Genomic DNA, 21,333 nt, shown 5'->3' on the forward strand with positions numbered 1-21,333 from the left:
GAAAGAAGCCGCTAGGGTACCATTCCCTCTTTGCAAGCATCTGGAAATCCCATGATCCGAAGCATGACCGCCTACGCTGGCGGCGAGCGCGCCACCGAGTGGGGCACGCTGGGCTGCGAGCTGCGTTCGGTGAACCACCGCTTCCTTGAAGTCGGTACCCGCCTGCCGGAAGAGCTGCGCGCGCTGGAACCGCAGCTGCGCGAGCGGATTGCCGCCCGCCTGAGCCGTGGCAAGCTGGACCTGGTCATGCGGCTGCGCACGCCGGAGGCGTCCGCCAGCCTGCAGGTCAACGATGTGCTGCTGGGCCAGCTGGGCCAGCTCGCGCACCGGCTTACCTCGGATTTCCCGAACCTGCAGGTCAACTTCACCGAGCTGCTGCAGCTGCCAGGCGTGCTGCAGGGCGAAGCCGCCGATGCCGCCGTGTTGCAAGCCGAGGCGCTGTCCCTGCTGGATCACGTGCTGGATGGCTTCGTCGCTGCCCGCGAACGCGAGGGTGACACGCTGTCCACCGCGATCAGCGAGCGCGTGGACGCCATCGACCGCATCGCCGCCGAGGTCCGCACCCTGATCCCGGCCATCCGTGAAGGGCAGCGTGCCAAGCTGGCCGCGCGCCTGGCCGACCTGCCGCATCCGGTCGATCCCGGCCGTGCCGAGCAGGAGCTGGTGATGTGGTTGCAGAAGCTGGACGTGGACGAGGAACTGGACCGCCTGTCCAGCCATATCGTGGAGATCCGCCGCGTGCTGAAGCAGCGCGAGCCGGTGGGCCGTCGCCTCGACTTCCTGTTGCAGGAGTTCAACCGTGAAGCCAATACGCTCGGCTCCAAGTCCGTCGACAGCCGCACCAGCAACGCGGCGGTGGAACTGAAAGTGCTGATCGACCAGATCCGCGAACAGGTGCAGAACATCGAATGAGTAGCCCGTCGATCCTTCCGTCGGCCACGCCTGCGCGCGGCACGCTGTACATCGTGGCGGCGCCTTCCGGTGCCGGCAAGAGCAGCATCGTCAACGCCACCCTGGCACGTGATCCGCAGATCGCGCTGTCCATTTCCTTCACTTCTCGCGCTGCACGGCCGGGCGAGATCAATGGCGAGCACTACCATTTCGTCAGTGCAGAGCGGTTCGAAGAGATGATCGCCGATGGCGATTTCTTCGAACATGCCTGGGTGCATGGGGACTGGAAGGGCACGGCCCGGCAGTCGGTGGAGCCGCAGCTGGCGGCTGGCCAGGATGTGCTGCTGGAGATCGACTGGCAGGGTGCACAGCAGGTGCGCCAGCTGGTGCCGGGCACGGTCACCGTGTTCATCCTGCCGCCGTCGAAGCAGGCACTGCAGGACCGCATGCGCAAGCGGGGGCAGGACAGCGAGGCGGTGATCACCCAGCGGCTGTCAGCGGCGCGCGAGGAAATGCTGCACTTCAACGACTTCGACTACGTCATCGTCAACGAGGTGTTCGATACCGCGGTCAATGAGTTGTGTGCCATTTTCACCGCCAGCCGCCTGCGCCGGGAGGCACAGAAGGTGCGTCATGGCGGCCTGATCCAGGCGCTGTTGACCGCGGATGCGGGCGCAACTGACTGATTGCAAAAGGATCATCCAGGGGCTGGCTTGATTTCGCCCAGTCGCTGCGGTTACACTCCGTCCCCTTTCCCTCATTCGACTGAGCGGCCTGACGGTCGCCGGGAGCCCGTATGGCCCGCATTACCGTAGAAGATTGCCTGGAAGTCGTGAACAACCGTTTCGAGTTGGTCATGATGGCGTCCAAGCGCGCTCGCCAGCTCGCCAATGGCGTGCCGGCCACGCTGGACAACAGCGAAACCGAAGACAAGCCGACCGTGTTGGCGCTGCGCGAGATCGCAGCCCGCAAGATCGACAACGCGCTGATCGACGAAGTCGAGAAGTCCGAGCGTGAGCGTGCTGAGCGTGAAGCGCTGGAATGGGCTGCCGCTGAAGTGGTTGCCGACGAAGACATGTCCAAGAACGACGACTGAGCGGCATCCGCCGCTTCAGGTCAGACACGAAACAGCCCGCCGCAAGCGGGCTGTTTCGCATTCAGGATTTGCTGAAAACGCGACGCTGGCATAGGCTTCGGCCATGAACCCAGGCCCCACTGCCAAGGTAGCCGCGCCCCCGCGCGCGGACGTACCCGACTATGTCCTTCAGCTTGAGCGCGCTGCGCGTTACCTGCCGCCGGAGCAGCTGCCGTTGCTGCGTCGCGCCTGGGAGGTCGGCGCCGCTGCGCATGCGGGGCAGACCCGCAAGTCCGGCGAACCCTACATCACCCATCCGGTGGCGGTGGCGCAGGTGCTGGCCGAGCTGGGCCTGGACATGGAAGCGCTGATCGCGGCGATCCTGCACGACACCATTGAAGATACGCCGCTGACCCGGGAAGAGCTGGCCGCAGAGTTTGGCGAGCCCGTCGCCGAGCTGGTGGACGGGGTCACCAAGCTGGACAAGCTGAAGTTCCGCGACCGCCAGGAAGCGGCGGCCGAAAGCTTCCGCAAGATGCTGCTGGCGATGTCGCGCGATCTGCGCGTGATCATGATCAAGCTGGCCGACCGCCTGCACAACATGCGTACCCTGGGTGCGCAGAGCAGCGAGGCGCGTGGCCGCATCGCCCGCGAGACGCTGGAGATCTACGCGCCCATCGCTCAGCGGCTGGGCATGAGCCTGGTCAAGAGCGAACTGCAGAACCTGGGTTTCAAGGCGTTGTACCCCTGGCGCCACGCGATCCTGGAGAAACACATCCGCAGCCAGCCAGTGGTGCGCCGCGAGGCGATGGCGCAGGTGGAAGTGCAGCTCAGCCAGCGGCTGGCGAAGGAAGGGCTCGAGCATCGGCTGGTCAGCCGGATCAAGACCCCGTGGAGCATCTACAACAAGATGCACGACGAGAACAAATCCTTCGATCAGGTCATGGACGTCTTCGGCTTCCGCCTGGTGGTGCGCAGCGTGCCGAATGCGTACCACGCGCTGGGCGCCGTGCACGCTGCCTTCAAGCCCCTCGACGGGCGCTTCCGCGATTTCATCGCGATCCCCAAGGCGAACGGCTACCAGTCGCTGCATACGGTGCTGTTCGGGCCGTACGGGTCGCCGATCGAGGTGCAGATCCGCACCGAGGAAATGGACCTGATCGCCGAGCGCGGCGTGGCGGCGCACTGGACCTACAAGTTCGGCGGCGACACGCCCAACAGTGCACAGAGCCGTGCGCATGCGTGGATCGTCGAGCTGATCGACTCGCAGCGCGCCGCGGGCAGTTCGCTGGAATTCCTCGACAACGTGAAAGTCGACCTGTTCCCTGACGAGGTCTATCTGTTCACGCCGAAGGGCAAGATCATGGCGCTGCCGCGCAACGCCACCGCGCTGGATTTCGCCTACGGCGTGCATACCGACGTCGGCAATACGGCCGTCGCCTCGCGGGTGGACAAGAAACTGGTGCCGCTGCGGACCAAGCTGGTCAGTGGCCAGACAGTGGAAATTATCACCGCCCGCTCGGCCACGCCGAAACCGCAGTGGCTGGAGTTCGTGGTGACCAGCAAGGCGCGGACTGCCATCCGCCACCAGCTGAAACAGCTGGAGCACGAAGATGCCGTGCAGCTGGGCCATCGCATGCTGGATCGCGCGCTGGAAGCCATGGACTCTTCGTTGGAGCGGTTGCCGAAGGGGCGCCTCGATGCGTTCCTCGCCGAGCACCGGTTCCCGCGTCTGGAAGCCTTGCTGGCCGAAGTCGCACTGGGCAACTGGATGCCGAACCAGGCGGCGCAGGCGCTGATGGCCTATGCCGAGCTGCGCGGTGGTGCCCGCCATCATTCGCAGGAAAAGATCCTGATCAATGGCAGCGAGCGCGGCGTGGTGACGTTCGCCAACTGCTGCCAGCCGATTCCCGGCGATGAGATCATGGGGTACCACACCGCCGGCAAGGGCATCGTGGTGCACCGCATGGACTGCCCGAACCTGGCCGAGCTGCGCAAGTCGCCGGAGCGCTGGGTGCCGATCGGCTGGGATTCGTCGGTGTCCGGCGACTACGACACCTCGCTGGTGGTCGAGGTCGAAAACGGAACCGGCGTGCTGGCACAGCTGGCAGCCGCGATCGCACAGAGCCAGTCCAACATCGAGCGCGTCGACTACCTGGATCGCGATTTCAATGCTGCGGTGTTGGCCTTCAACGTGCAGGTCCGTGACCGCAACCACCTGGCCGAAGTGATGCGCCGCCTGCGCCGGCTGTCGGTGGTGCAATCGGTCCGCCGCCAATAGGTCGCGGGCTGCAGCGTAGCGCCGGGCCATGCCCGGCAAGCGCGCAGCGCGGCCTGTTCCGGCCATCGATATCCGAGCCGTGCCCGGTACAATGAGCGCTCTGTTTTTCCTGTTACCGGAGTACTCGCATGACCCGCCAGATCATCAACACTGAAAAGGCCCCGGCCGCCATCGGTCCTTACTCGCAGGCCGTGCGCGCAGGCAACACCGTGTACTTCTCCGGCCAGATCCCGCTGGATCCCGCCACCGGCGACATCGTCGGCGTGGGTGACGTGGAAGCGCAGGCGCGTCGCGCATTCGACAACCTCAAGGCCGTCGCCGAAGAGGCCGGTGGCTCGCTGGACCAGATCGTCCGTCTGGGTCTGTACCTGACCGACCTGGCCGAGTTCGCCAAGGTCAATGCCGTGATGCAGGACTATTTCAAGGCGCCGTTCCCGGCGCGTTCGACCATCGAAGTGTCCGGACTGCCGAAGGGCGCCAACTTCGAAGTCGATGCGGTGATGGTCATCGGCTGAAACCGGCGTGGCACGCAAGGCCGTCGCCACCCCGGCACTGGCGCCCGCCGGTGAGGCTTCGCTGGCGATGCTTGCCGGTGTCGGTCCAGCCGTGGCCGGCAAGCTGCAGGCGCGCGGACTGGGCACGCTGCAGGACCTGTGGCTGCACTTGCCGCTGCGCTACGAGGACCGTACCCGGCTGACCCTGATCGAAGACCTGCGTGCCGGTGTGCCGGCTCAGGTAGAAGGCCGGGTCGCTGCGGTGGAGCGGGGCATGCGCTATCGGCCGATGCTGAAGGTCGCCATCGAAGACGAAGGGCGCGGCACGTTGGTGCTGCGCTTTTTTCATTTCCGCCAGCAGCAGGTCGCGCAGTTCGCGGTCGGCAACCGGCTGCGCTGCTTTGGTACGCCCAAGCCGGGTCAGGTGGGGCTGGAGATCGTGCATCCCAGCTACCAGGTGTTGGGCCGCAACGAAGATCCGGCGCTGGGTGATCGGCTGGATCCGGTGTATCCCACGGTGGAAGGGGTCGGGCCGGCGACGATGCGCAAGCTGATCAGCCAGGCGCTCGATCGCCTGCCCGAAGAGTCCACGCTGGAACTGCTGCCCCTTGGCTGGTTGGAGGGGCTGGGGTTGCCGTCACTGCGCAGTGCACTGCTGACCGTGCATCGCCCACCGCAGGATGCGGACCTGTCCGCGCTCGCCAGCGGCATCCACCCGGCGCAGCGGCGCTTGGCGATGGAAGAGCTGCTGGCGCACCACCTCAGCCTGCGTCGCCAGCGCATCGCACTGCAGGCGCATCACGCCCCCCCGCTGGCCGGCCCCGGCCGGTTGGCCAAGGCGCTGTTGAAGCAGCTGCCGTTTGCTCTTACCGGCGCTCAGCAGCGGGTTTTCACCCAGATCCGCGAAGACTTGGCGCGGCCCAGCCCCATGCTGCGGCTGGTGCAGGGCGATGTGGGGTCGGGCAAGACCGTAGTGGCGGCGCTGGCGGCGATGCTGGCGGTGGAGCAGGGCAAACAGGTGGCGCTGGCTGCGCCGACCGAACTGCTGGCCGAGCAGCATCTCAACAACCTGCGGGGTTGGCTGGAGCCGCTGGGCGTGCAGGTCGCCTGGCTGGCCGGCAAAGTGACCGGCAAGGCGCGGGCCAAGGTGCTGGAGCAGGTGGCCAACGGGCAGGCACAGGTGGTGGTGGGAACGCATGCGTTGATGCAGGACGCCGTGGTGTTCCAGGACCTGGCGCTGGCCATTGTCGATGAGCAGCACCGCTTCGGCGTGCATCAACGGCTGGCGCTGCGTGACAAGGGGGCGGGCGGCAACAGCGTGCCGCATCAGCTGGTGATGACGGCCACGCCGATTCCGCGCACCCTGGCGATGTCCGAGTACGCCGATCTGGATGTGTCGGCCATCGACGAACTGCCCCCCGGGCGCACGCCGGTGCAGACCGTGGCGCTCAACGCCGACCGCCGTCCGGAGCTGATCGAGCGCATCGCGCTGGCCTGCAGTGAAGGGCGGCAGGTGTATTGGGTGTGCACGCTGATCGAAGAAAGCGAAGAGCTGGACGCCACGCCGGCGCAGGCCACGTTCGAATCGCTGCAGGCGCTGCTGCCGGGCGTGCGCGTGGGACTGGTGCACGGGCGGCTGAAGCCGGCGGAGAAGCTGGCCACGATGGTGGCGTTCAAGGCGGGTGAGATCGACCTGTTGGTGGCGACCACCGTGATCGAGGTAGGGGTGGACGTGCCCAATGCGTCGTTGATGGTGATCGAAAATGCCGAGCGTCTTGGTCTGGCGCAGTTGCATCAGCTGCGTGGCCGGGTGGGCCGGGGCTCTGCCGTATCGCGCTGCATGCTGCTGTACCAGATGCCGTTGTCCGCCATGGCACGTGAGCGCCTGCAGACCATGCGCGAGACCAACGATGGCTTCGTGATCGCCGAGAAGGATCTGGAGCTGCGCGGCCCCGGGGAGCTGCTGGGAACGCGGCAGACCGGACTGGCGGGGTTCCGTATCGCCGACCTGGCGCGCGATGCCGGGTTGCTGCCGGTCGTGCACGAACTGGCCGAACGGCTGCTGCAGGAGCAGCCCGGCTTGGCCGACCGCGTGGTGGACCGCTGGATCGGCACCGCCGTGCGCTACGCCTCCGCGTGATCCGGTGCAGGCGAGCCAAGGGAGGGGCCGGGCGGGAGGGGATTGCAGGGGACGGCAACAGCCGCATCCTGCGGGCCTCGTTTCGCGCCATCCATGGCGCTCAACGCCCCTGCAAGCCCCTCCCGCCCGGCCCTGACACTCTGCGCGCGCGTCCGGCAAGGAAGAAAGCAGAAAGGTGGTAGCGCCGAGCCGTGCTCGGCGAGCGCGAAGCGCGGCCTGCATGAGGCGGTGCGATGGCGGGTAGCATCCGCGTGCTCTGGTAGCGCCGAGCCACGCTCGGCGGATGCCGGACGCAGGCCGCGCTGCGCGCTCGCCGACCATGGGTCGGCGCTACCGGAATGCGGCAGCCTCCCGCCCGGCCCCTCCCCGGAGAAACCGCATCACCCGATGCTGCGGTTGTATTTGCAGGTGATCGGGTGCGACACTCCGTTGCCGCTCAGAAGACGGCACCGATGACCCACAAGATCCCGCTGTTGATCGACACCGACCCCGGTGTGGATGACGCCCTGGCCCTGCTGATGGCGTTCGCCGATGAGCGCCACGAGGTGGTCGCACTGACCATCGCTGCCGGCAACGTCGGCTTGGACTACACCGTCCGCAACGCCCTCAAGCTGTGTGAAGTCGTCGGCCGGGATGATGTGCCCGTCTTCGCCGGCAGTCCGGATCCGCTGCTGCATCCTTCGGTGGATGCCGCCCATGTCCACGGGCGGGATGGCTACGGGGACGTCGACCTGCCACCCCCGGTCCGCACGGCCGAAGCCGAGCACGCCGCATTGGCCATCCTGCGTCTTTCGCACCACCACCAGGGCGAGCTGATGCTGGTCATGCTGGGGCCGCTGACCAACCTGGCGCTGGCGCTGAAGCTGGACCCGACGCTGCCGACCCGCATCAAGCGCATCGTGGTGATGGGCGGGGCAGTGACCTGCCAGGGCAACATCACCCCGGCCGCCGAGTTCAACATCGCCTTTGATCCAGAGGCGGCGCACGTGGTGTTTGCCGCCTTCCCGCACCTGCTGGTGTCGGATTGGGAAGCGACCGTGGCCCACGGCCTGCCGCTGCCGCAGGCAGAAACCTGGCTGGCCGCGGACTCGGACCGTGCGCGCTTCTACGAGTTGATCTCCCGAAAGACCCGCGCGCTGTCGGAGGACAGCAAGGGCGATCGCTGGTTCACCGCCGACGCGTTGGCGATGGCGTGGGCGCTCAACCCGGAGGGCGAACAGCGGGTCGAGTCGCGTCCGGTGAACATCGAACTGAACGGCGTGTTCAGCCGCGGTGCCACGATCGTCGACTGGAACCGCCAGACGGGCCAGCCGGACAACTGCGACCTGCTGATGGCGTACGACCAGAACCGCTTCGAAGCGTTGGTGCGCCACGCGCTCGGAGCCTGACCGGGCTGCCTGTGGCCCCCCGCCACCAGGCAGGTTGCCCCCAGGGGCGGCGGGGCTTATAATGCCGCTCTTGCGTTTCCCTTACCCATATTTACGGTGTGAGCCCATGAAGGCCGATATCCATCCCGAGTACCGCGACGTCGTCTTTCATGACGTCACCTCCGATTTCAAGATCCTGACCCGCTCCACCATGGGCGCCAAGGAAACCACCAAGTGGGAAGACGGCAACGAGTACCCGCTCGTGAAGGTCGAAATCTCTTCTGCTTCGCATCCGTTCTACACGGGCAAGCACAAGGTGATCGACACCTCCGGCCGTATCGACAAGTTCCAGAAGCGTTACGCGCGCTGATACGTCGAGTTCCATGCTTGGGCCAGCGGCCGCGCATTGCGCGGCCGTTTGCTTTCCGGCGTATGGCCCGCCTCACCGTATGGTGCTGGAACGCTGCGTCCGTACAGCCGTGATGCGGTGATATGCCCGTAGGCAGGGGCTACGCCGCGACGATTACTTCATCTACGACTTCCGTCTAACCCCGTGAAAATGCTGCTGTGCGATAATGGCGCGATCCGCGGCAGAGGTCGTGGACGTCATTCACGTGCCTGACCAATGCGCTTGGGCAGGCGCCTTCCCCTTGAAGGAGCGCACACAGTGTCCGATCTTGATCAGGTCACGCTCAACGCCGGCGATAAGTCGGTCGTTCTGCCGGTCATCAAACCCACTCTCGGCAACGACTGCGTCGACATTTCGAAGCTGACCAAGGAAACGGGGTATTTCACCTACGATTCCGGCTTCACTGCCACCGCAAGCTGCAAGTCGGCCATCACGTACATCGATGGCGACAAGGGCGTTCTGCTGTATCGCGGCTATCCGATCGAGCAGCTCTCGGAAAAGTCGAGCTACGTCGAAGTTGCCTACCTGCTGATCAACGGCGAGCGTCCCGACGCCGCCCAGTTGAAGGCATTCAACGAAGAACTGGCTGCTGAAGCCACCGTCGACGCGTCGATCAACACGCTGATCGGCAGCTTCGCCAAGGATGCCCATCCGATGGCGATCCTGACCGCCGCCATCGCGCAGCTGTCGGGTATCTACCACGCGTCGCTGGACCTGGCCGACGCCGAACAGCGCCGCCAGGCCGCTGTGCGCCTGATCGCCAAGGTGCCGACCCTGTCGGCCCTGATCTACCGCCATGGCAAGGGCCTGCCGGCGAACACGCCGGATACCTCGCTGGATTACGTCAGCCGCTTCCTGAAGCAGACCTTCGAAGCCGCCGACGGCAGCTACGACCTGAACCAGGACGTCGTCAAGGCGCTGGACCTGCTGTTCATCCTGCACGCCGACCACGAACAGAACGCGTCGACGTCGACGGTTCGCCTGGTCGGTTCGACCGGTGCCAACCCGTACGCGTCGGTCGCCGCGGGCGTCACCGCTCTGTGGGGTCCGGCCCACGGCGGTGCCAACGAAGCCGTGCTGAAGATGCTGGAAGAGATCGGTTCGGCCGACAACGTCGAGTCCGCCGTGCTCAAGGCCAAGGACAAGACCTCCGGCTTCCGCCTGATGGGCTTCGGCCACCGCGTGTACAAGAACTTCGACCCGCGCGCCAAGGTCATCGGCGAGATGACCGGCAAGGTGCTGAAGCAGCTGGGCGTGCAGGATCCGCTGCTCGACGTGGCGGTGAAGCTGGAACAGGCGGCGCTGCAGGACGAGTACTTCGTTGCCCGCAAGCTGTACCCGAACGTCGATTTCTACAGCGGCATCATCTACAAGGCGCTGCAGATTCCGACCGAGATGTTCACCGTCATGTTCGCGCTGGGCCGTACCTCCGGCTGGGTCGCGCATTGGCTGGAGCAGCAGGTCGATCCGGAAATGAAGATCGGTCGTCCGCGCCAGGTCTATACCGGTAGCGACGTGCGCGACTACGAAGGCTGATCGCGCAGCTGCTTCGTAGTGAAGAACGCCCCGCACTGCGGGGCTTCTTTTTTTCTGGCGCACGGTGGGTGACACGCGGGTGGCCGCCTCATCGGCGGTCGTGACGGGGCAGGAAAAGCGTCAGGCAGGCACCGCCCAAGGCCGAGTCGTCGATATCGACGCGACCGCCGTGGCGCTCGGCGATGGTGCGCACCATCGCCAGGCCGAGTCCGAATCCACCTGCCGTTTCGCTCAGGCGGACGTAGGGCGTGAACACGTCCTGGCGATGTGCGGGCGGAATGCCCGGGCCGTCGTCTTCCACACGCAGGTGCAGCCCATCCCGGCGCATCTCCGCGCTGATCCTGACCTCGGCCCGTGCGTGACGGACTGCGTTGCCCAGCAGGTTGCGCACAGCCAGTTCCAGCGCGACGGCATTGGCATGTACACCGGTGCCGGGCGCGCATGCCAATCGCAGGCGCGGCCCCTTTTGGTTCATGAAGTTGGCGGCGGCTGAGTGCAGCAGGTCGGGCATGTCCACCCAGTTCAGCTCCACCAGCGGCATCCGGCCAAAGCGGACATATTCCACCCCCGCCGACGTCAGGTCTTCCAGCCATTGCAGGTCGGCCTGCATCTCGCGCAGCAGATCGTGCGCGCCACTGTCGGCCGCTGCACAGGCCTCTTCCACCAGGCTGGCCGTGAAACGCAGTCGTGTGATAGGCGTGCGCAGCTCATGTGCCATGGCCTGTCCCATCAAACGCTGGCCGTCCAGCAGCGTGCGCATCTGCTGCGCCATATCCTGCAGCACCCGACCCAGCGAACGAAGCAGGTGGGTGCGCAGCGTGGGTATGGGATGGTCGAACGCGTTGGCCCGCAGGTGATGCACGGTGTCGTGCAGCACATGCACGTCATGCCACAGTCGGTGGATCAGGAAGTACAAGGGCAGAGCGATGGCGGCCACCACGGTGGACAACAGGCCCAACAGGTAGAGCACCTCGCTGGCGTGCAGCTCGGACAGGTCCGGCAGCGTGTCGACGACGCGGACCAGGGTGACGGCCTGGTCGGTAGTGCCCAGGCGCTGGTTGCTGTAGGCGCCGTGCGAGGTCATGATGATTTCGCCCTTCGACAGCGCGCTCCGCTCGCTTTCAGGGACGAGTGCCTGCACCTGGTCCAGTGGTCGCAGGTAGATGGGGTAGCCGAATACCGCCTGCAACGCCTCCATCTCTTTCCTGCGGTCGCCCGCGCCGCGGCTCAACAGCCGTTGGGCAATCAGGGCGTGGGTCCCCTCCACCTCGTAACGCATCGACTGGTCATACGTGTCATCGCTCCAACGCTCCCACATCATCGTGCCGGTGAACAGCAGGACCAATTGTGCAGTCACGAAGGCGGCGCAGTAGCGGATATAGAGGGGCAGGCGTCCGCGCAGGCGCGTGGGCGGGGTCATTCCCATGCCGCCGGGCTGAACAGATAGCCTTGGCCGCGTACGGTCTTGATGCGGGTCGGGTCAGGTTCGGTATCCCCAAGACGGCGGCGCAAGCGCGAGATGCGCGCATCCATCGAGCGGTCCATGCCGTCAAAGCCAATGCCGCGCAGTCCTTGGAAAAGCGTCTCGCGATCGATGATCCGGCCGGGGTTGCGGGCCAGAAGCACCAGCAGATCGAAGTCGGCCGTGGTCAGGCCCACCGGTTCACCACTCAGATGCACATCGCGGCTATCCGGCTCGATACGCAGCTGTCCAAATACCAGCGCAACGCCGTCCTGTGCTGCCGGCACCGGTGTCTGCCGACGCAGATGGGCACGCAGGCGCGCCAACAGCACGCGAGGCTCGATCGGCTTGGTGATGTAGTCATCGGCACCAAGTTCCAGCCCCAGCACCTGCTGGATGTCATCGGCCTGCGCGCTGAAGATGCACAGCACGCCGTTGTAATTCGCCCTCACGCGGCGGCATACATCCAGCCCATCCATGTCCGGAAGGCCCAGGTCGAGAAGCACCACATCCGGCGGCGCGCACTGAATGCTTGCGATGGCCTGCTCACCGCAGTCCACGCGTTGTACATCGAATCCATGGCCCAGCAGATAGCGCGTTACAAGCGCGGCGAGGCGGTCGTCATCTTCAACCAGAAGCAAGCGTGACATCGGAATGCTCGTCATCATCAAAGCCCCATGCTGCGGAGCTCTCTGACGATATGGCATGGGCAATAGCGACAGGGCGCCTGCCGCCGCACCGATGGTTCAGGTGCCATTTTCCTGCCGGTTGCACGCGGTCACACACAGTCGCAGTTGCGTACACAACCACCACAGTCGCGCTGAGGAAACCGCGAAGCTGTGTCTCCATCATGACGGCTCCAACCAACGCATCAATCAGGAGTCGCAGATGAAGAAGATTCTCTCCCCGATCGCCACCGTCGTTGCACTTTCACTGGCACCCGCCGCCGCGTGGGCGGATGTGCAGGACCGCTCCGGTGGTTATGCCGTCGGTGGCCTGGGCAAGACCAAGACCGAGGTGCATGGCAAGAAGATCGACCTCAATCAGGGCAAGCAGAAAGTGGGCACCGGAAAGTTCAACTACACCGTCGGTGGCGGGTACCGCTTGAATGACCACCTTGCAGTTGAGACCAATGTCCACGGTCAGGTCGGCAACAGCAAGAAAAAGTCCTCCCGCGATGGCGGCAAGGACGCCAAGTCGAACGGGGACGTCGGGTCGCTCAACAGCCGCGCTTACACCGTTTCCGGCCTGGTGATCATGCCGGTGGGCGAGCGCGTGGAATTGTTTGGTCGTGCTGGCGTGGGCCGCATGAACACCAGTTTTACCCCGACGGCCGGTAGCGCCATCAGCAAGGCGCGCAGCAGCGGCATGGCCACGCAGTTCGGTGCCGGTGCCAACTTCTATGTGGGTGAGAACAGCTTCGTGCGCACTGAATGGACCACGCTTCGGGGTAAAGGCAACGACGCTGTGGCCAAGGCACTGGGCCGCAACAAGCTGGTCTCCTCGGGTGTGATGGTTTCCTACGGCCACAACTTCTGAGCCTGCGGGGCTGCGCCGATGGCGTGGCCCCGCTTTTTCGGCACCTGCCGGTACGGCCCGCACGGAATGGATCATGATGCCCACGCACACACAAGCAGGCCCGGTGCTTCAACCTTCGACGGGCGCTGCCATTGCCGGCGCTTGGGTACTGGATGAGCGCTCGGTGCCGCTGCACGCGCAGGTGGCGCGCATGGCGGCACACCACCGGAGCAACGACCACGATGCGGCGTCGTCTGATGGCGCGGGATGCTGGGAGGATGCGTTGCGCGGCATTGCCCTGTCCGGGCAGGTGTGTGCGGGCGCCCGTGGATTACGAATCTCACCGTCCGGCCGCTACGTAAGCGTCCTGGATGGCGTGCTGGTCAGTTCCTGCGCGCCAGCGAGCGGAGGCAGCAGGGAGGAGGCGCAGCAAGGCTGCATGGACGTGTGGGACGCATGGCTGAACGTCCTTGATGCGCGGGGCGTACAGCGTGCCGTGAACGAGCTGGAGGGGGCATTCGCGATGGCCGTGTATGACCGCGAGCGGCACCACGTGACCCTGCTCCGCGATCGCGCAGGCCAGCGTCAGCTGTACTACGCGTTGACCAATGGAATGCTGCTGTTCGCAAGCCAGCCAGGGATGTTGTCCCGCCATCCCGCGTTCGAGCGCCGGGTGGACCGCAACGTGCTTGCGCTGTATCTCCGGCATGGCTACGTGCCTGCGCCCCACTGCATGTTCGCCGGGGTGCTCCAGCTTCGTGCCGGTTGCATGCTGCAATTGGACGCAACCCGCATTCGGCTGGGCGCACGCGGCCACCTGCACGGCGTGGACCAGCGTGCCTACTGGAATGCCGGGCAGGTCTACGAGGCCTCGGCAGCGCGTCGCGACGTGATCGATCCGGCCCATGCTGTCGATGCATTGGATCGTCGGATCCATGCGTCGGTGGCACGCGTCGGCGGAACTCCCGGCTGCGCCGCGTTCCTGTCCGGGGGCGTGGATTCTTCGATGGTGGCTGCGGTCCTGCAGGCGCAGAGCCACACGCCGGTTACCACGGTGTGCATCGGATTCGATGACGAAGGACACGATGAGCGCCGTTGGGCCGATGCGGTTGCGCGCGTGCTGGGGGTGAACCACAGCTCGGCCCTGCTGGATGGACGGCGTGCGCGCGATCTGGTGCAGCAGCTGCCGCAGGTGTGGTGTGAACCTTTCGCCGATGCGTCGCAGCTGCCCACGCTGGAGGCGTGCCTGCAGCTGGAGCGGGGGCAGACCGTATTGACCGGTGATGGGGGCGATGAGCTGTGGTTTGGTCACGGGGCGCACGCGCGGGCCGTGCGCAACGCACGGCTGGCCCAGGCACTGCCCGCCTGCGTGCGGGCAGTGGCTCGGCGCAGGCTGCGTGGTGACCCCGAGCAGCCCCGGCTGGGTGGCGCGGCGGCCTTGCTGGCCAACGTGGCCAGCGATGACGTGCGGCATCATTTCCTGCTGCGGACCGTGCGCTGGCGCGACCCGGCGGCGATGGTGAAGGGCGCCGTGCTGCCACGCACGCTGTACGACGATACCGGCTGCACACTGCGTAATGTGCAGCCTGCCGATCAGGTGCAGTACCTGGACTTCGCCATGGAGCTGAGCAATGGCATCCTGGTCAAGACCCAGCGCGCAGCGGCCAGTGCCGGGCTGCAGGTCTATTCGCCGCTGCTCGATCAGCAAACAGTGGAACATGCATGGGCACTACCGCATGAGCTCAAATTTCGTCATGGCGAACACAAGTGGGTGCTCAAACAGGCGCTGTGCCGCTACCTGCCCACCGAACTTGTGCATCGCCCAAAACGGGGGTTCGGCCCCCCCATCGCCACGTGGCTGGCGGGTCCGCTGAGGCCCTGGGCGGAAGCGCTGCTGTCCCTGCCAGCGTTGCAGGCGCACGGTCTGTTGGATGAGGCACGGGTGAGACGGATCTGGGGCGCGTTCCTGGCCGGCGAACGTCGATGGCATCCGCTGCTGTGGACGGTGCTGATGTTCCAGGCCTGGTACGAGCATCATCTGCGGTCGCATTGATTCCCGGCAGGTAGGGCGTGTCTGCTGGCTTGGCGATACGGGTTGGAAGGGGCGACCAGAGCCGTCCTCTGCACGGTTCTGATATACGAGCCATGCAACTTTTCTGAAATCGATAAATTTCCCTGATGACTATGATCGTGCCGCCACTGCAGCTTCGGTGGCGCATTGACACTCACAGGAGAGACGTTCAGATGAAGGCTCAAGGAAGGAAGGCACTGCTCGCGCTGGTGTTGGCGGCGGCTTCCGCATCGGCGCACGCTGCGTCTGGGGACAGCCGCGCGGACATCCACGTGTGGGCGAATGTTGATACCACGCTGGCAATGTTGAAGCCGGACGGCAGCCCGCTTTACGACGATGCAGAGCTGAGCTTCAATCCAGGCACGGGGTTGCTGATGCCTTGGGAAGAGCCGGTAAAAGTGTTTTCCAACGACACCGGTAAGGATGTCGCCATCAAGCTGGCGAACAAACCACAGTTGCTGCCGGTGGTCGCTGCGCCAGGCGCACAGCCCGTGCCGCTGATCGTCATGTTGAATGGTACGGAGCTGCGCGAGGTAGATTCAATCTTCGAGGCGCGCAACCTGTTCGATGGTGTCGCGCCGGGCGCATCGATCACCATGCCTCTGCACATCGGGCATGGCACTTTCAAAACCCCGGGCACCCCACCTGATCCCATCAGTGCGGCGGGCCTGTACGAGGGTCACGTCAACATCATCCTCTCCCAACGGGTCGCTGCGCCGTAATGTTTCCTGGTCCGGCCCGCACACCGGGCCGGCCGCCTCAGGTAAATCGCTTGAACGTCACTGCACCTGCTCTCGCACGGCTGGCGGTTTCGCTTGCGCTGGCGTCGGCCAGCCCGATGGTGATGGCCGGCAGCGTGCCGCCCGGTTTCGAGGATCTAGCCAACGGTCAGACCGAGCATCTCGACATCCGAGTGTTCAACCGCTCGGCAGGTCTGTCGCCGGTGCATGTCACCCTGGAACACATCCGATTGGAGGCGCCGCAAGAGGTGATGGCCGCGCTGGGACTACCCGAAGACGCACAACGCGCGCTGCTCCCTGCGCTCAGCCGGCCGTTGTCGCGCAACAGCCACCTGGCCTGTCGCCATGCCGGGCAGGGCAGGGGATGTGGCTATCTCGATCCGCCGCTGGAGGCCGATGCGGTTTCAGCGCTCTACGACGAAGGCGAGGGCGTGGTGTATCTCTTCCTCGCCCGCCAATGGATCGCCAGCGAAACAGCGCCGTCGCGTTTCCATCGCGTCAGCGAGCAGAGTGAGAACGCGTTCCTGCACCAGCAGATGGTCAACATGAGTGGCGGACGCGGCTACCAAGCCTTGAGTGCACAGGGCGACGGCGTGGTCGGCATCGGTTCGCGCAGCCACGTGTCCACCAACTGGAACCTCAGCTACCAGCGTTACTACGGCCGCGTGGTGCATGCGCTGCAGTTCGACAACGCATTCTTCCGGCGCGACCTTGACCAGCGGCATTACGTTCAGCTCGGGCGCATGGACCGTCGCAACCTCTCCAGCCCGGCAGGAGGGACATTCAGCTTCAGCATGCTGCCGCTGGATCGTTTCCAGGGCGCCCGCGTGGGCACGACCCACGCCTACGTCGATTCCGATGCCACGGCTCAAGCGGACCCCCTCACGGTGTTGCTGGCCCGCGACGCACGCGTGGATGCGTTCGTTGGCGACCGGCTGCTGCAGACGTTCTATCTGCCGGGCGGGATCAACCTGTTGGACACCCGTGCATTTCCGTTCGGTACGTACTCCGTCACCCTGCGCGTCTACGAGGACGGTGTGCTGGTACGCAGTGAAGAGGCGCCGTTCGACAAAGGGGCGGACTGGGGCGAGCAGGGGGTGCAATGGTTCCTGCAGACCGGCCAGCGGGACGAGCGCAGGCGGGAGCGCGATGCAGGCGCGCTGGCCACCATGGTGGGGTTGCGGCTGCCGGTGGGCCGCAGGGCATCATTGGCGGCGGGTGCATTGGATGTGGCGGGCGTGCGCTATGCCGAACTGCGCCTGGATCTACGCACACCTCTGGCAGCGCAGGAGATGCGTGCCTCTTTTACTGCGCTGCGCGGCAGTGATGGCATCCGGGGGCAGCAGCAGCAGATTTCCTATCGCCGCCGCGCTTCGTGGAACCTCCATCGACAGCGCATGCGAGGTATGGCCTGCCATGCCGTTGGGGACACGCTGGACAGCCTGGGCTGCGCTGATTCGCTGAGTGCGTCGGTGGCCGTGCCCGTGGCCGGAGGCAGTGCCCATCTGGCCTATACACGTCGGCAGACGTGGCAGAGCGGCAACGACCCTGTCAGCCGCCTTGACGATCCGTTGGGCATTCCCGCCTTGGGTCTGCCACCGTCGCTGCTGATGCCGGCAGGTCGATCTGCCCAGCGGGACGCCACCTGGCAGGCCAGCTATGGGCGCTCGCACCGCTGGAATGCGTTCGGCGTGTCCAGCCGTTTCGGTGTCTGGCGCAAGCAGACACTCGGCACGGTGCTGGGCCGGCGCGATCGCGGCGTCTACTTCAGCGTCAGCTTTACGCGCTTGCAACGCGGTGAGCGCCTCCATGCACAGCGACGCCATGGCCTGGACGTGCGCCAGCCCAGCCACCAGCGTCCGGACATCAGTTACAGCACCAGTCAAAGCGTGCGCCAGGACCACCACGGTGGTTACCGCGAGGCGAGCGCTGAGCTGCGCGGCGGCAAAGATACACGTGTGAGCGGGCTGCTCAGTGCCCGGGTGCAGAACAGGTCTGGATACAGCGGTATCTCGTTCTCACACAGTCGGCGGGATGGGCGCAGCGAGCCTGCGTACGCACTGAACCACAGCTCCGGGCTGGCGGTAGGCGCGCACGGCCTGTACTGGGGCGGCGCCTATGGTGCGCAGGCGGGCGTCGCTGCCGAGGTCGGCGGCACCGACGATCTGGACCTGGGGGGACTGGCCGCCGAGGTGAGCGTGGGGGGGATGCAGGCGCAGCGACTGCGTGTGGGCGAACGCCGTCTGCTGCCTCTGTCGGCCTACCAGGCGTATCAGGCTGAAGTGCAGGACGTCAGCGCCCAGGACAACGGCGCCAGCGTGCGCGTGAAGGGGGGCGAGGGTGCGCGGCCCCTGTTCCTGGCCCCGGGCCGGTTGCTGCCGCTGCCGATCCCCATTGAAGTCACTTACACCTTCATCGGCAACGCGCAGGATATCGCTGGCGGGCCCGTTGCGGATGCCCGCATCCTCAACGCCGCCGTGCCGGGTACGAGTACCAGCGGCGGCTTCGCCATCGAGTTCGCGCGTCGCGAAACCACGCTTTACGTGCTGCACGGCGCCCGGTTGCTGCACTGCCCGCTACGCGTGCGTGAACGGCGCAATGTGCTGTTGCTGGTCGGCGCCGTACAGTGCACCCCCCTGGCAGTGGCACAGCTGCCAGCGGACATACGCCAACAGCCGCGCGTAACCCGTCTGTTGCAGGAGCAGGCGCTTATCGCGAACACCACGCAGACCGATCCGTTGGCGGACAGGCGATGAACCGCATGGCGGCGACAGCGCTCTTGCTTGCCGTCGCCTCAGCGGGCCTGTCCAATGCAAACGCGCAGCATCCTCCTGACACCGTTCCCACCTCCAGCGAGCAGCATGTTGTGCTCCGGTGGGACCGGGCCGCTTTGCCTGGAGACATCGAGCTGTGGCCGCGCAAGACGCTGCTGGCCTATGACGAGGCAGGCACGCTCGGCCATGGCGGGGCGTTCCTTACCTGTCGTTCGAGTACAGACGCAGGCACCGGGCGATGCCCCACCACCGACACCCAGGACAGCGCCAGCGGCCTGGTCAGCGTGATCCCGGTCCGCTTCACCGAGCAACGCAGCGGCGTGCAGGTGGAGCTGGACGTGGAGGGAGAGCTGAGACGGGTCGATTCCCATGGCACCTGCGGTGCCGACCGCTGGTCCCCTGTCGTGCAGCCCCTGTGGACATCCGTTCGTTTTCCGTGCATCGGCGCAGTGGGCACCGGTGCCGGTCTGTGGCTGCGCACGGGCCAACTGCAGCGCTTGGTGGCCGGCCGCTGGACGGCCACACTGGCGCTTGAACTGGGATCTCCTTCCCAGCCGCACCTGGCCAGCTATCGCTTCACGTTCGATCTCACGATCACCGACCGAGATGCGGCAGGCGTCTATTTCCCGGCCTTCGACTCCGTCACCCCACAGGTGGGGCTGAACCTGCGATACGACCCAGGCGGACAGAGAATTGCAGGGCACACTGAGCTGGACATGTGCCTGTATGACGGGCTGGGGTCGCATAGCGCGTACGTTGGGATTACCGTGCGCGACAGTGAGGGCGACACGTCGCAGGGCGACCTGTTCCCGGTCTGGCACCAGGATGGCGAGCGGGACGAGAGCCGGCGCGTGGACTATGCCGTGTCGCTCACCCACGGCGGTGCGCGTAAGCGGCTGCGCAATGGTGAGGAACTTCTGCTTACCGGTCTGGACAGTGTCCGCCTGCGGTTGGTGAAGCTGCCTGGCAGCATCGATCCGGTGTTCTGCGTGCCCACCCCGCTGACGCTGGAAACCCCTTCTTTTCCCTCCTCCAGCAAGCGCGCTGGTTACTACAGTGGCGGTCTCAAAGTAGAGATGCGCCTGCCCACGTCGATCCCCTGATGCCACGGAGTACACGCCAATGAACAACCGCCTGCGACCCTTGCTGCCGGTGTTTCTGCTGCTCGCGCTGCCCGCTCATGCCAACCTCACCGTGCACCCGATGCGGACCACGGTGGACGGCACGCGGGGCACGCAGATCCGGGTTTATTCGCAATCCGCACAGCCTCAGTATGTCCAGGCTTCGCTCCGGCAGATCGTCGACCCGGCCGACGAGGGCGAGCATGAAATAGAGGTGTCGCCGGACCAGGCCGCCATTGCGATCACGCCGGGAAAATTCGCGCTGTCCGGCGGGGGCAATCGACTGATACGGGTCATCCCACTACAACCGGTCACCCACGAGACGGCTTACCGCGTCTACTTCGAAGGCGTGCGTGGAAACGAGGAAAGCGCGACCGAAGTGATAGAGGGAGCACAGGCGAAGGTGGGGCTGAGCCTGATATGGGGCGCGCTGGTCAATGTGCTGCCGGCCGACGGCGTGGTCGAGGTGCAGCTGCAGGCTGACCACCTGCGCAACACGGGCACGCTGCGTCTGGGCATCACCAGCATCGCCGACTGCCAGGACACGCGGTGCACTGCCCATGATGTGTCGCGCAGCCTGTATCCGGGCAGCCACCTGAACCTCCCGTTCCCACGGGTGGCAGGCCACACGGTACAGCTGCGCTACCGGCTCAGTCGCGACGGGTATCGTGAGCATTTGACGACGCTGTCGCCCTGACGTCGCGCGGCTACGATGCTTCTGGTTCTGCCAGCAACTGGCGCAGCTGCGCCAGCGATGCACGCCGCATCGGCTTGTCATCCAGTGGGGAAAGCGCGGCTTGGCGCATCGCATCGTAGGGCAGCACGACCAACTCGAAGGTCAGCGCTTCGGCCTCGAACAGCCAGGCCGGTGCGTCCAGGCTGCGGTGGCGATCAAGCCGCAGTCGTCGCACCCGGACGTCGGCCGGAATGCCGTGGTCGTCAAGGAAGCGCTGCACCGCGTCGGCATCATCGTCGAACAACTGCAGCTGCACAGGACTGTTGCCATCGGCCGTGCCCTCCAGCACCGGCCCGACCAGCCGCGGTGAGAACGCCTGCAGGAATTCCATCGCGCGCAGCGCAGCGTGCCGACGCAGCTGCAGCTGGCGGCCATGGTCGGGGCCGGCAAACAATCGCTGATGTTCCCGCAGGGCCGCTTCGATCTCGATGTTGCGCGGCAGGCTGGCATCATCGTGGATGCCCAGCTGGTGGGCGGCTTTCATCTTGGCCTGGTGGTAATCGCCGATCCCGCTCTCTGCCATCAGGCGGGCGGCTTCGTGGGCGAGCCGATGACGTCGCTCGCGACTTTGCGTGGCGGTATGCGGGCGTGCGCGGTGCATCGCTGTTCCCCTGTGGGACCTGGGGCCAGCGTACACCGGCAACGTGACCGGCGCGTAGAGCGCTCACCCGCTCGGTAGTGCCGAGCGACGCTCGGCGGATTCCATCACCGCGCGTTG

Annotated in this window: 18 protein-coding genes; 15 read left to right on the forward strand and 3 right to left on the reverse strand. The window is 65.7% G+C overall.

What is annotated here, in order from left to right; genetic code table 11:
- Nucleotides 1–51: 51 nt before the first annotated feature.
- From ICJ04_RS04145 to ICJ04_RS04185, 9 genes are all read left to right on the forward strand, one after another.
- The gene (locus ICJ04_RS04145; protein WP_188326289.1) at nucleotides 52–912 is read left to right on the forward strand and encodes a YicC/YloC family endoribonuclease; all 861 of its coding nucleotides are present in this window, start codon (nucleotides 52–54) and stop codon (nucleotides 910–912) included.
- Entirely contained in the window at nucleotides 909–1,577 is a 669-nt protein-coding gene (gene gmk, locus ICJ04_RS04150) for a guanylate kinase (protein ID WP_188326290.1), read from the forward strand. Before ICJ04_RS04145 ends, gmk begins: the two co-directional genes overlap by 4 nt.
- 110 nt (nucleotides 1,578–1,687) lie before the next feature.
- The gene (gene rpoZ, locus ICJ04_RS04155) at nucleotides 1,688–1,987 is read left to right on the forward strand and encodes a DNA-directed RNA polymerase subunit omega (protein ID WP_188326291.1); all 300 of its coding nucleotides are present in this window, start codon (nucleotides 1,688–1,690) and stop codon (nucleotides 1,985–1,987) included.
- A gap of 103 nt (nucleotides 1,988–2,090) precedes the next feature.
- Nucleotides 2,091–4,247, forward strand: coding sequence for a bifunctional (p)ppGpp synthetase/guanosine-3',5'-bis(diphosphate) 3'-pyrophosphohydrolase (locus tag ICJ04_RS04160; protein ID WP_188326292.1), 2,157 nt, complete (start codon nucleotides 2,091–2,093; stop codon nucleotides 4,245–4,247).
- Nucleotides 4,248–4,375: 128 nt separating this feature from the next.
- Nucleotides 4,376–4,762, forward strand: coding sequence for a RidA family protein (locus ICJ04_RS04165; RefSeq protein WP_042614411.1), 387 nt, complete (start codon nucleotides 4,376–4,378; stop codon nucleotides 4,760–4,762).
- A gap of 7 nt (nucleotides 4,763–4,769) precedes the next feature.
- Complete coding sequence (gene recG / locus ICJ04_RS04170) at nucleotides 4,770–6,881, forward strand: ATP-dependent DNA helicase RecG (RefSeq protein WP_188326293.1); 2,112 nt, start codon at nucleotides 4,770–4,772, stop codon at nucleotides 6,879–6,881.
- A 452-nt stretch (nucleotides 6,882–7,333) separates the two neighbouring features.
- Nucleotides 7,334–8,269: a nucleoside hydrolase gene (locus tag ICJ04_RS04175; RefSeq protein WP_188326294.1), complete on the forward strand. Its 936-nt coding sequence runs from the start codon at nucleotides 7,334–7,336 to the stop codon at nucleotides 8,267–8,269.
- A 106-nt stretch (nucleotides 8,270–8,375) separates the two neighbouring features.
- Nucleotides 8,376–8,618: a type B 50S ribosomal protein L31 gene (locus ICJ04_RS04180; RefSeq protein WP_188326295.1), complete on the forward strand. Its 243-nt coding sequence runs from the start codon at nucleotides 8,376–8,378 to the stop codon at nucleotides 8,616–8,618.
- A gap of 297 nt (nucleotides 8,619–8,915) precedes the next feature.
- Entirely contained in the window at nucleotides 8,916–10,193 is a 1,278-nt protein-coding gene (locus ICJ04_RS04185) for a citrate synthase (protein WP_188326296.1), read from the forward strand.
- Nucleotides 10,194–10,281: 88 nt separating this feature from the next.
- On the opposite strand, the gene ICJ04_RS04190 is transcribed toward ICJ04_RS04185, so the two are convergent.
- Together ICJ04_RS04190 and ICJ04_RS04195 are read right to left on the reverse strand one after the other, a co-directional pair.
- The gene (locus tag ICJ04_RS04190; protein WP_188326297.1) at nucleotides 10,282–11,613 is read right to left on the reverse strand and encodes an ATP-binding protein; all 1,332 of its coding nucleotides are present in this window, start codon (nucleotides 11,611–11,613) and stop codon (nucleotides 10,282–10,284) included.
- Nucleotides 11,610–12,305, reverse strand: coding sequence for a response regulator (locus tag ICJ04_RS04195; protein WP_188326298.1), 696 nt, complete (start codon nucleotides 12,303–12,305; stop codon nucleotides 11,610–11,612). Before ICJ04_RS04195 ends, ICJ04_RS04190 begins: the two co-directional genes overlap by 4 nt.
- 238 nt (nucleotides 12,306–12,543) lie before the next feature.
- Between ICJ04_RS04195 and ICJ04_RS04200 the strand changes: the two genes are divergently transcribed.
- The 6 genes from ICJ04_RS04200 (at nucleotide 12,544) to ICJ04_RS04225 (ending at nucleotide 20,576) form a co-directional block, all read left to right on the forward strand.
- The gene (locus tag ICJ04_RS04200) at nucleotides 12,544–13,194 is read left to right on the forward strand and encodes a porin family protein (RefSeq protein WP_188326299.1); all 651 of its coding nucleotides are present in this window, start codon (nucleotides 12,544–12,546) and stop codon (nucleotides 13,192–13,194) included.
- A gap of 73 nt (nucleotides 13,195–13,267) precedes the next feature.
- Complete coding sequence (locus ICJ04_RS04205; RefSeq protein WP_188326300.1) at nucleotides 13,268–15,226, forward strand: asparagine synthase-related protein; 1,959 nt, start codon at nucleotides 13,268–13,270, stop codon at nucleotides 15,224–15,226.
- Nucleotides 15,227–15,417: 191 nt separating this feature from the next.
- Entirely contained in the window at nucleotides 15,418–15,966 is a 549-nt protein-coding gene (locus ICJ04_RS04210) for a CS1 type fimbrial major subunit (RefSeq protein WP_188326301.1), read from the forward strand.
- A gap of 50 nt (nucleotides 15,967–16,016) precedes the next feature.
- Nucleotides 16,017–18,740, forward strand: coding sequence for a CS1-pili formation C-terminal domain-containing protein (locus ICJ04_RS04215; protein WP_188326302.1), 2,724 nt, complete (start codon nucleotides 16,017–16,019; stop codon nucleotides 18,738–18,740).
- 134 nt (nucleotides 18,741–18,874) lie between these two features.
- Entirely contained in the window at nucleotides 18,875–19,861 is a 987-nt protein-coding gene (locus ICJ04_RS04220; RefSeq protein ID WP_223202984.1) for a CfaE/CblD family pilus tip adhesin, read from the forward strand.
- A gap of 19 nt (nucleotides 19,862–19,880) precedes the next feature.
- A complete protein-coding gene (locus tag ICJ04_RS04225; RefSeq protein ID WP_188326303.1) occupies nucleotides 19,881–20,576 on the forward strand; it encodes a pilus assembly protein in 696 nt (231 codons plus the stop codon).
- A gap of 10 nt (nucleotides 20,577–20,586) precedes the next feature.
- Here ICJ04_RS04225 and ICJ04_RS04230 read toward each other — a convergent pair whose 3' ends face one another.
- Complete coding sequence (locus tag ICJ04_RS04230) at nucleotides 20,587–21,216, reverse strand: hypothetical protein (protein WP_188326304.1); 630 nt, start codon at nucleotides 21,214–21,216, stop codon at nucleotides 20,587–20,589.
- Nucleotides 21,217–21,333: the final 117 nt, after the last annotated feature.

Origin of the sequence: Stenotrophomonas sp. 169, from assembly GCF_014621775.1 — a bacterium.
In the GTDB taxonomy this organism is placed as follows: domain Bacteria; phylum Pseudomonadota; class Gammaproteobacteria; order Xanthomonadales; family Xanthomonadaceae; genus Stenotrophomonas.

Coding starts and splice junctions, on each gene's coding strand:
- ICJ04_RS04145 (WP_188326289.1), top strand. CDS start 52: ATGATCCGAAGCATGACCGCCTACGCTGGCGGCGAGCGCGCCACCGAG.
- gmk (WP_188326290.1), top strand. CDS start 909: ATGAGTAGCCCGTCGATCCTTCCGTCGGCCACGCCTGCGCGCGGCACG.
- rpoZ (WP_188326291.1), top strand. CDS start 1,688: ATGGCCCGCATTACCGTAGAAGATTGCCTGGAAGTCGTGAACAACCGT.
- ICJ04_RS04160 (WP_188326292.1), top strand. CDS start 2,091: ATGAACCCAGGCCCCACTGCCAAGGTAGCCGCGCCCCCGCGCGCGGAC.
- ICJ04_RS04165 (WP_042614411.1), top strand. CDS start 4,376: ATGACCCGCCAGATCATCAACACTGAAAAGGCCCCGGCCGCCATCGGT.
- ICJ04_RS04175 (WP_188326294.1), top strand. CDS start 7,334: ATGACCCACAAGATCCCGCTGTTGATCGACACCGACCCCGGTGTGGAT.
- ICJ04_RS04180 (WP_188326295.1), top strand. CDS start 8,376: ATGAAGGCCGATATCCATCCCGAGTACCGCGACGTCGTCTTTCATGAC.
- ICJ04_RS04190 (WP_188326297.1), bottom strand. CDS start 11,613: ATGACCCCGCCCACGCGCCTGCGCGGACGCCTGCCCCTCTATATCCGC.
- ICJ04_RS04195 (WP_188326298.1), bottom strand. CDS start 12,305: ATGTCACGCTTGCTTCTGGTTGAAGATGACGACCGCCTCGCCGCGCTT.
- ICJ04_RS04200 (WP_188326299.1), top strand. CDS start 12,544: ATGAAGAAGATTCTCTCCCCGATCGCCACCGTCGTTGCACTTTCACTG.
- ICJ04_RS04205 (WP_188326300.1), top strand. CDS start 13,268: ATGATGCCCACGCACACACAAGCAGGCCCGGTGCTTCAACCTTCGACG.
- ICJ04_RS04210 (WP_188326301.1), top strand. CDS start 15,418: ATGAAGGCTCAAGGAAGGAAGGCACTGCTCGCGCTGGTGTTGGCGGCG.
- ICJ04_RS04225 (WP_188326303.1), top strand. CDS start 19,881: ATGAACAACCGCCTGCGACCCTTGCTGCCGGTGTTTCTGCTGCTCGCG.
- ICJ04_RS04230 (WP_188326304.1), bottom strand. CDS start 21,216: ATGCACCGCGCACGCCCGCATACCGCCACGCAAAGTCGCGAGCGACGT.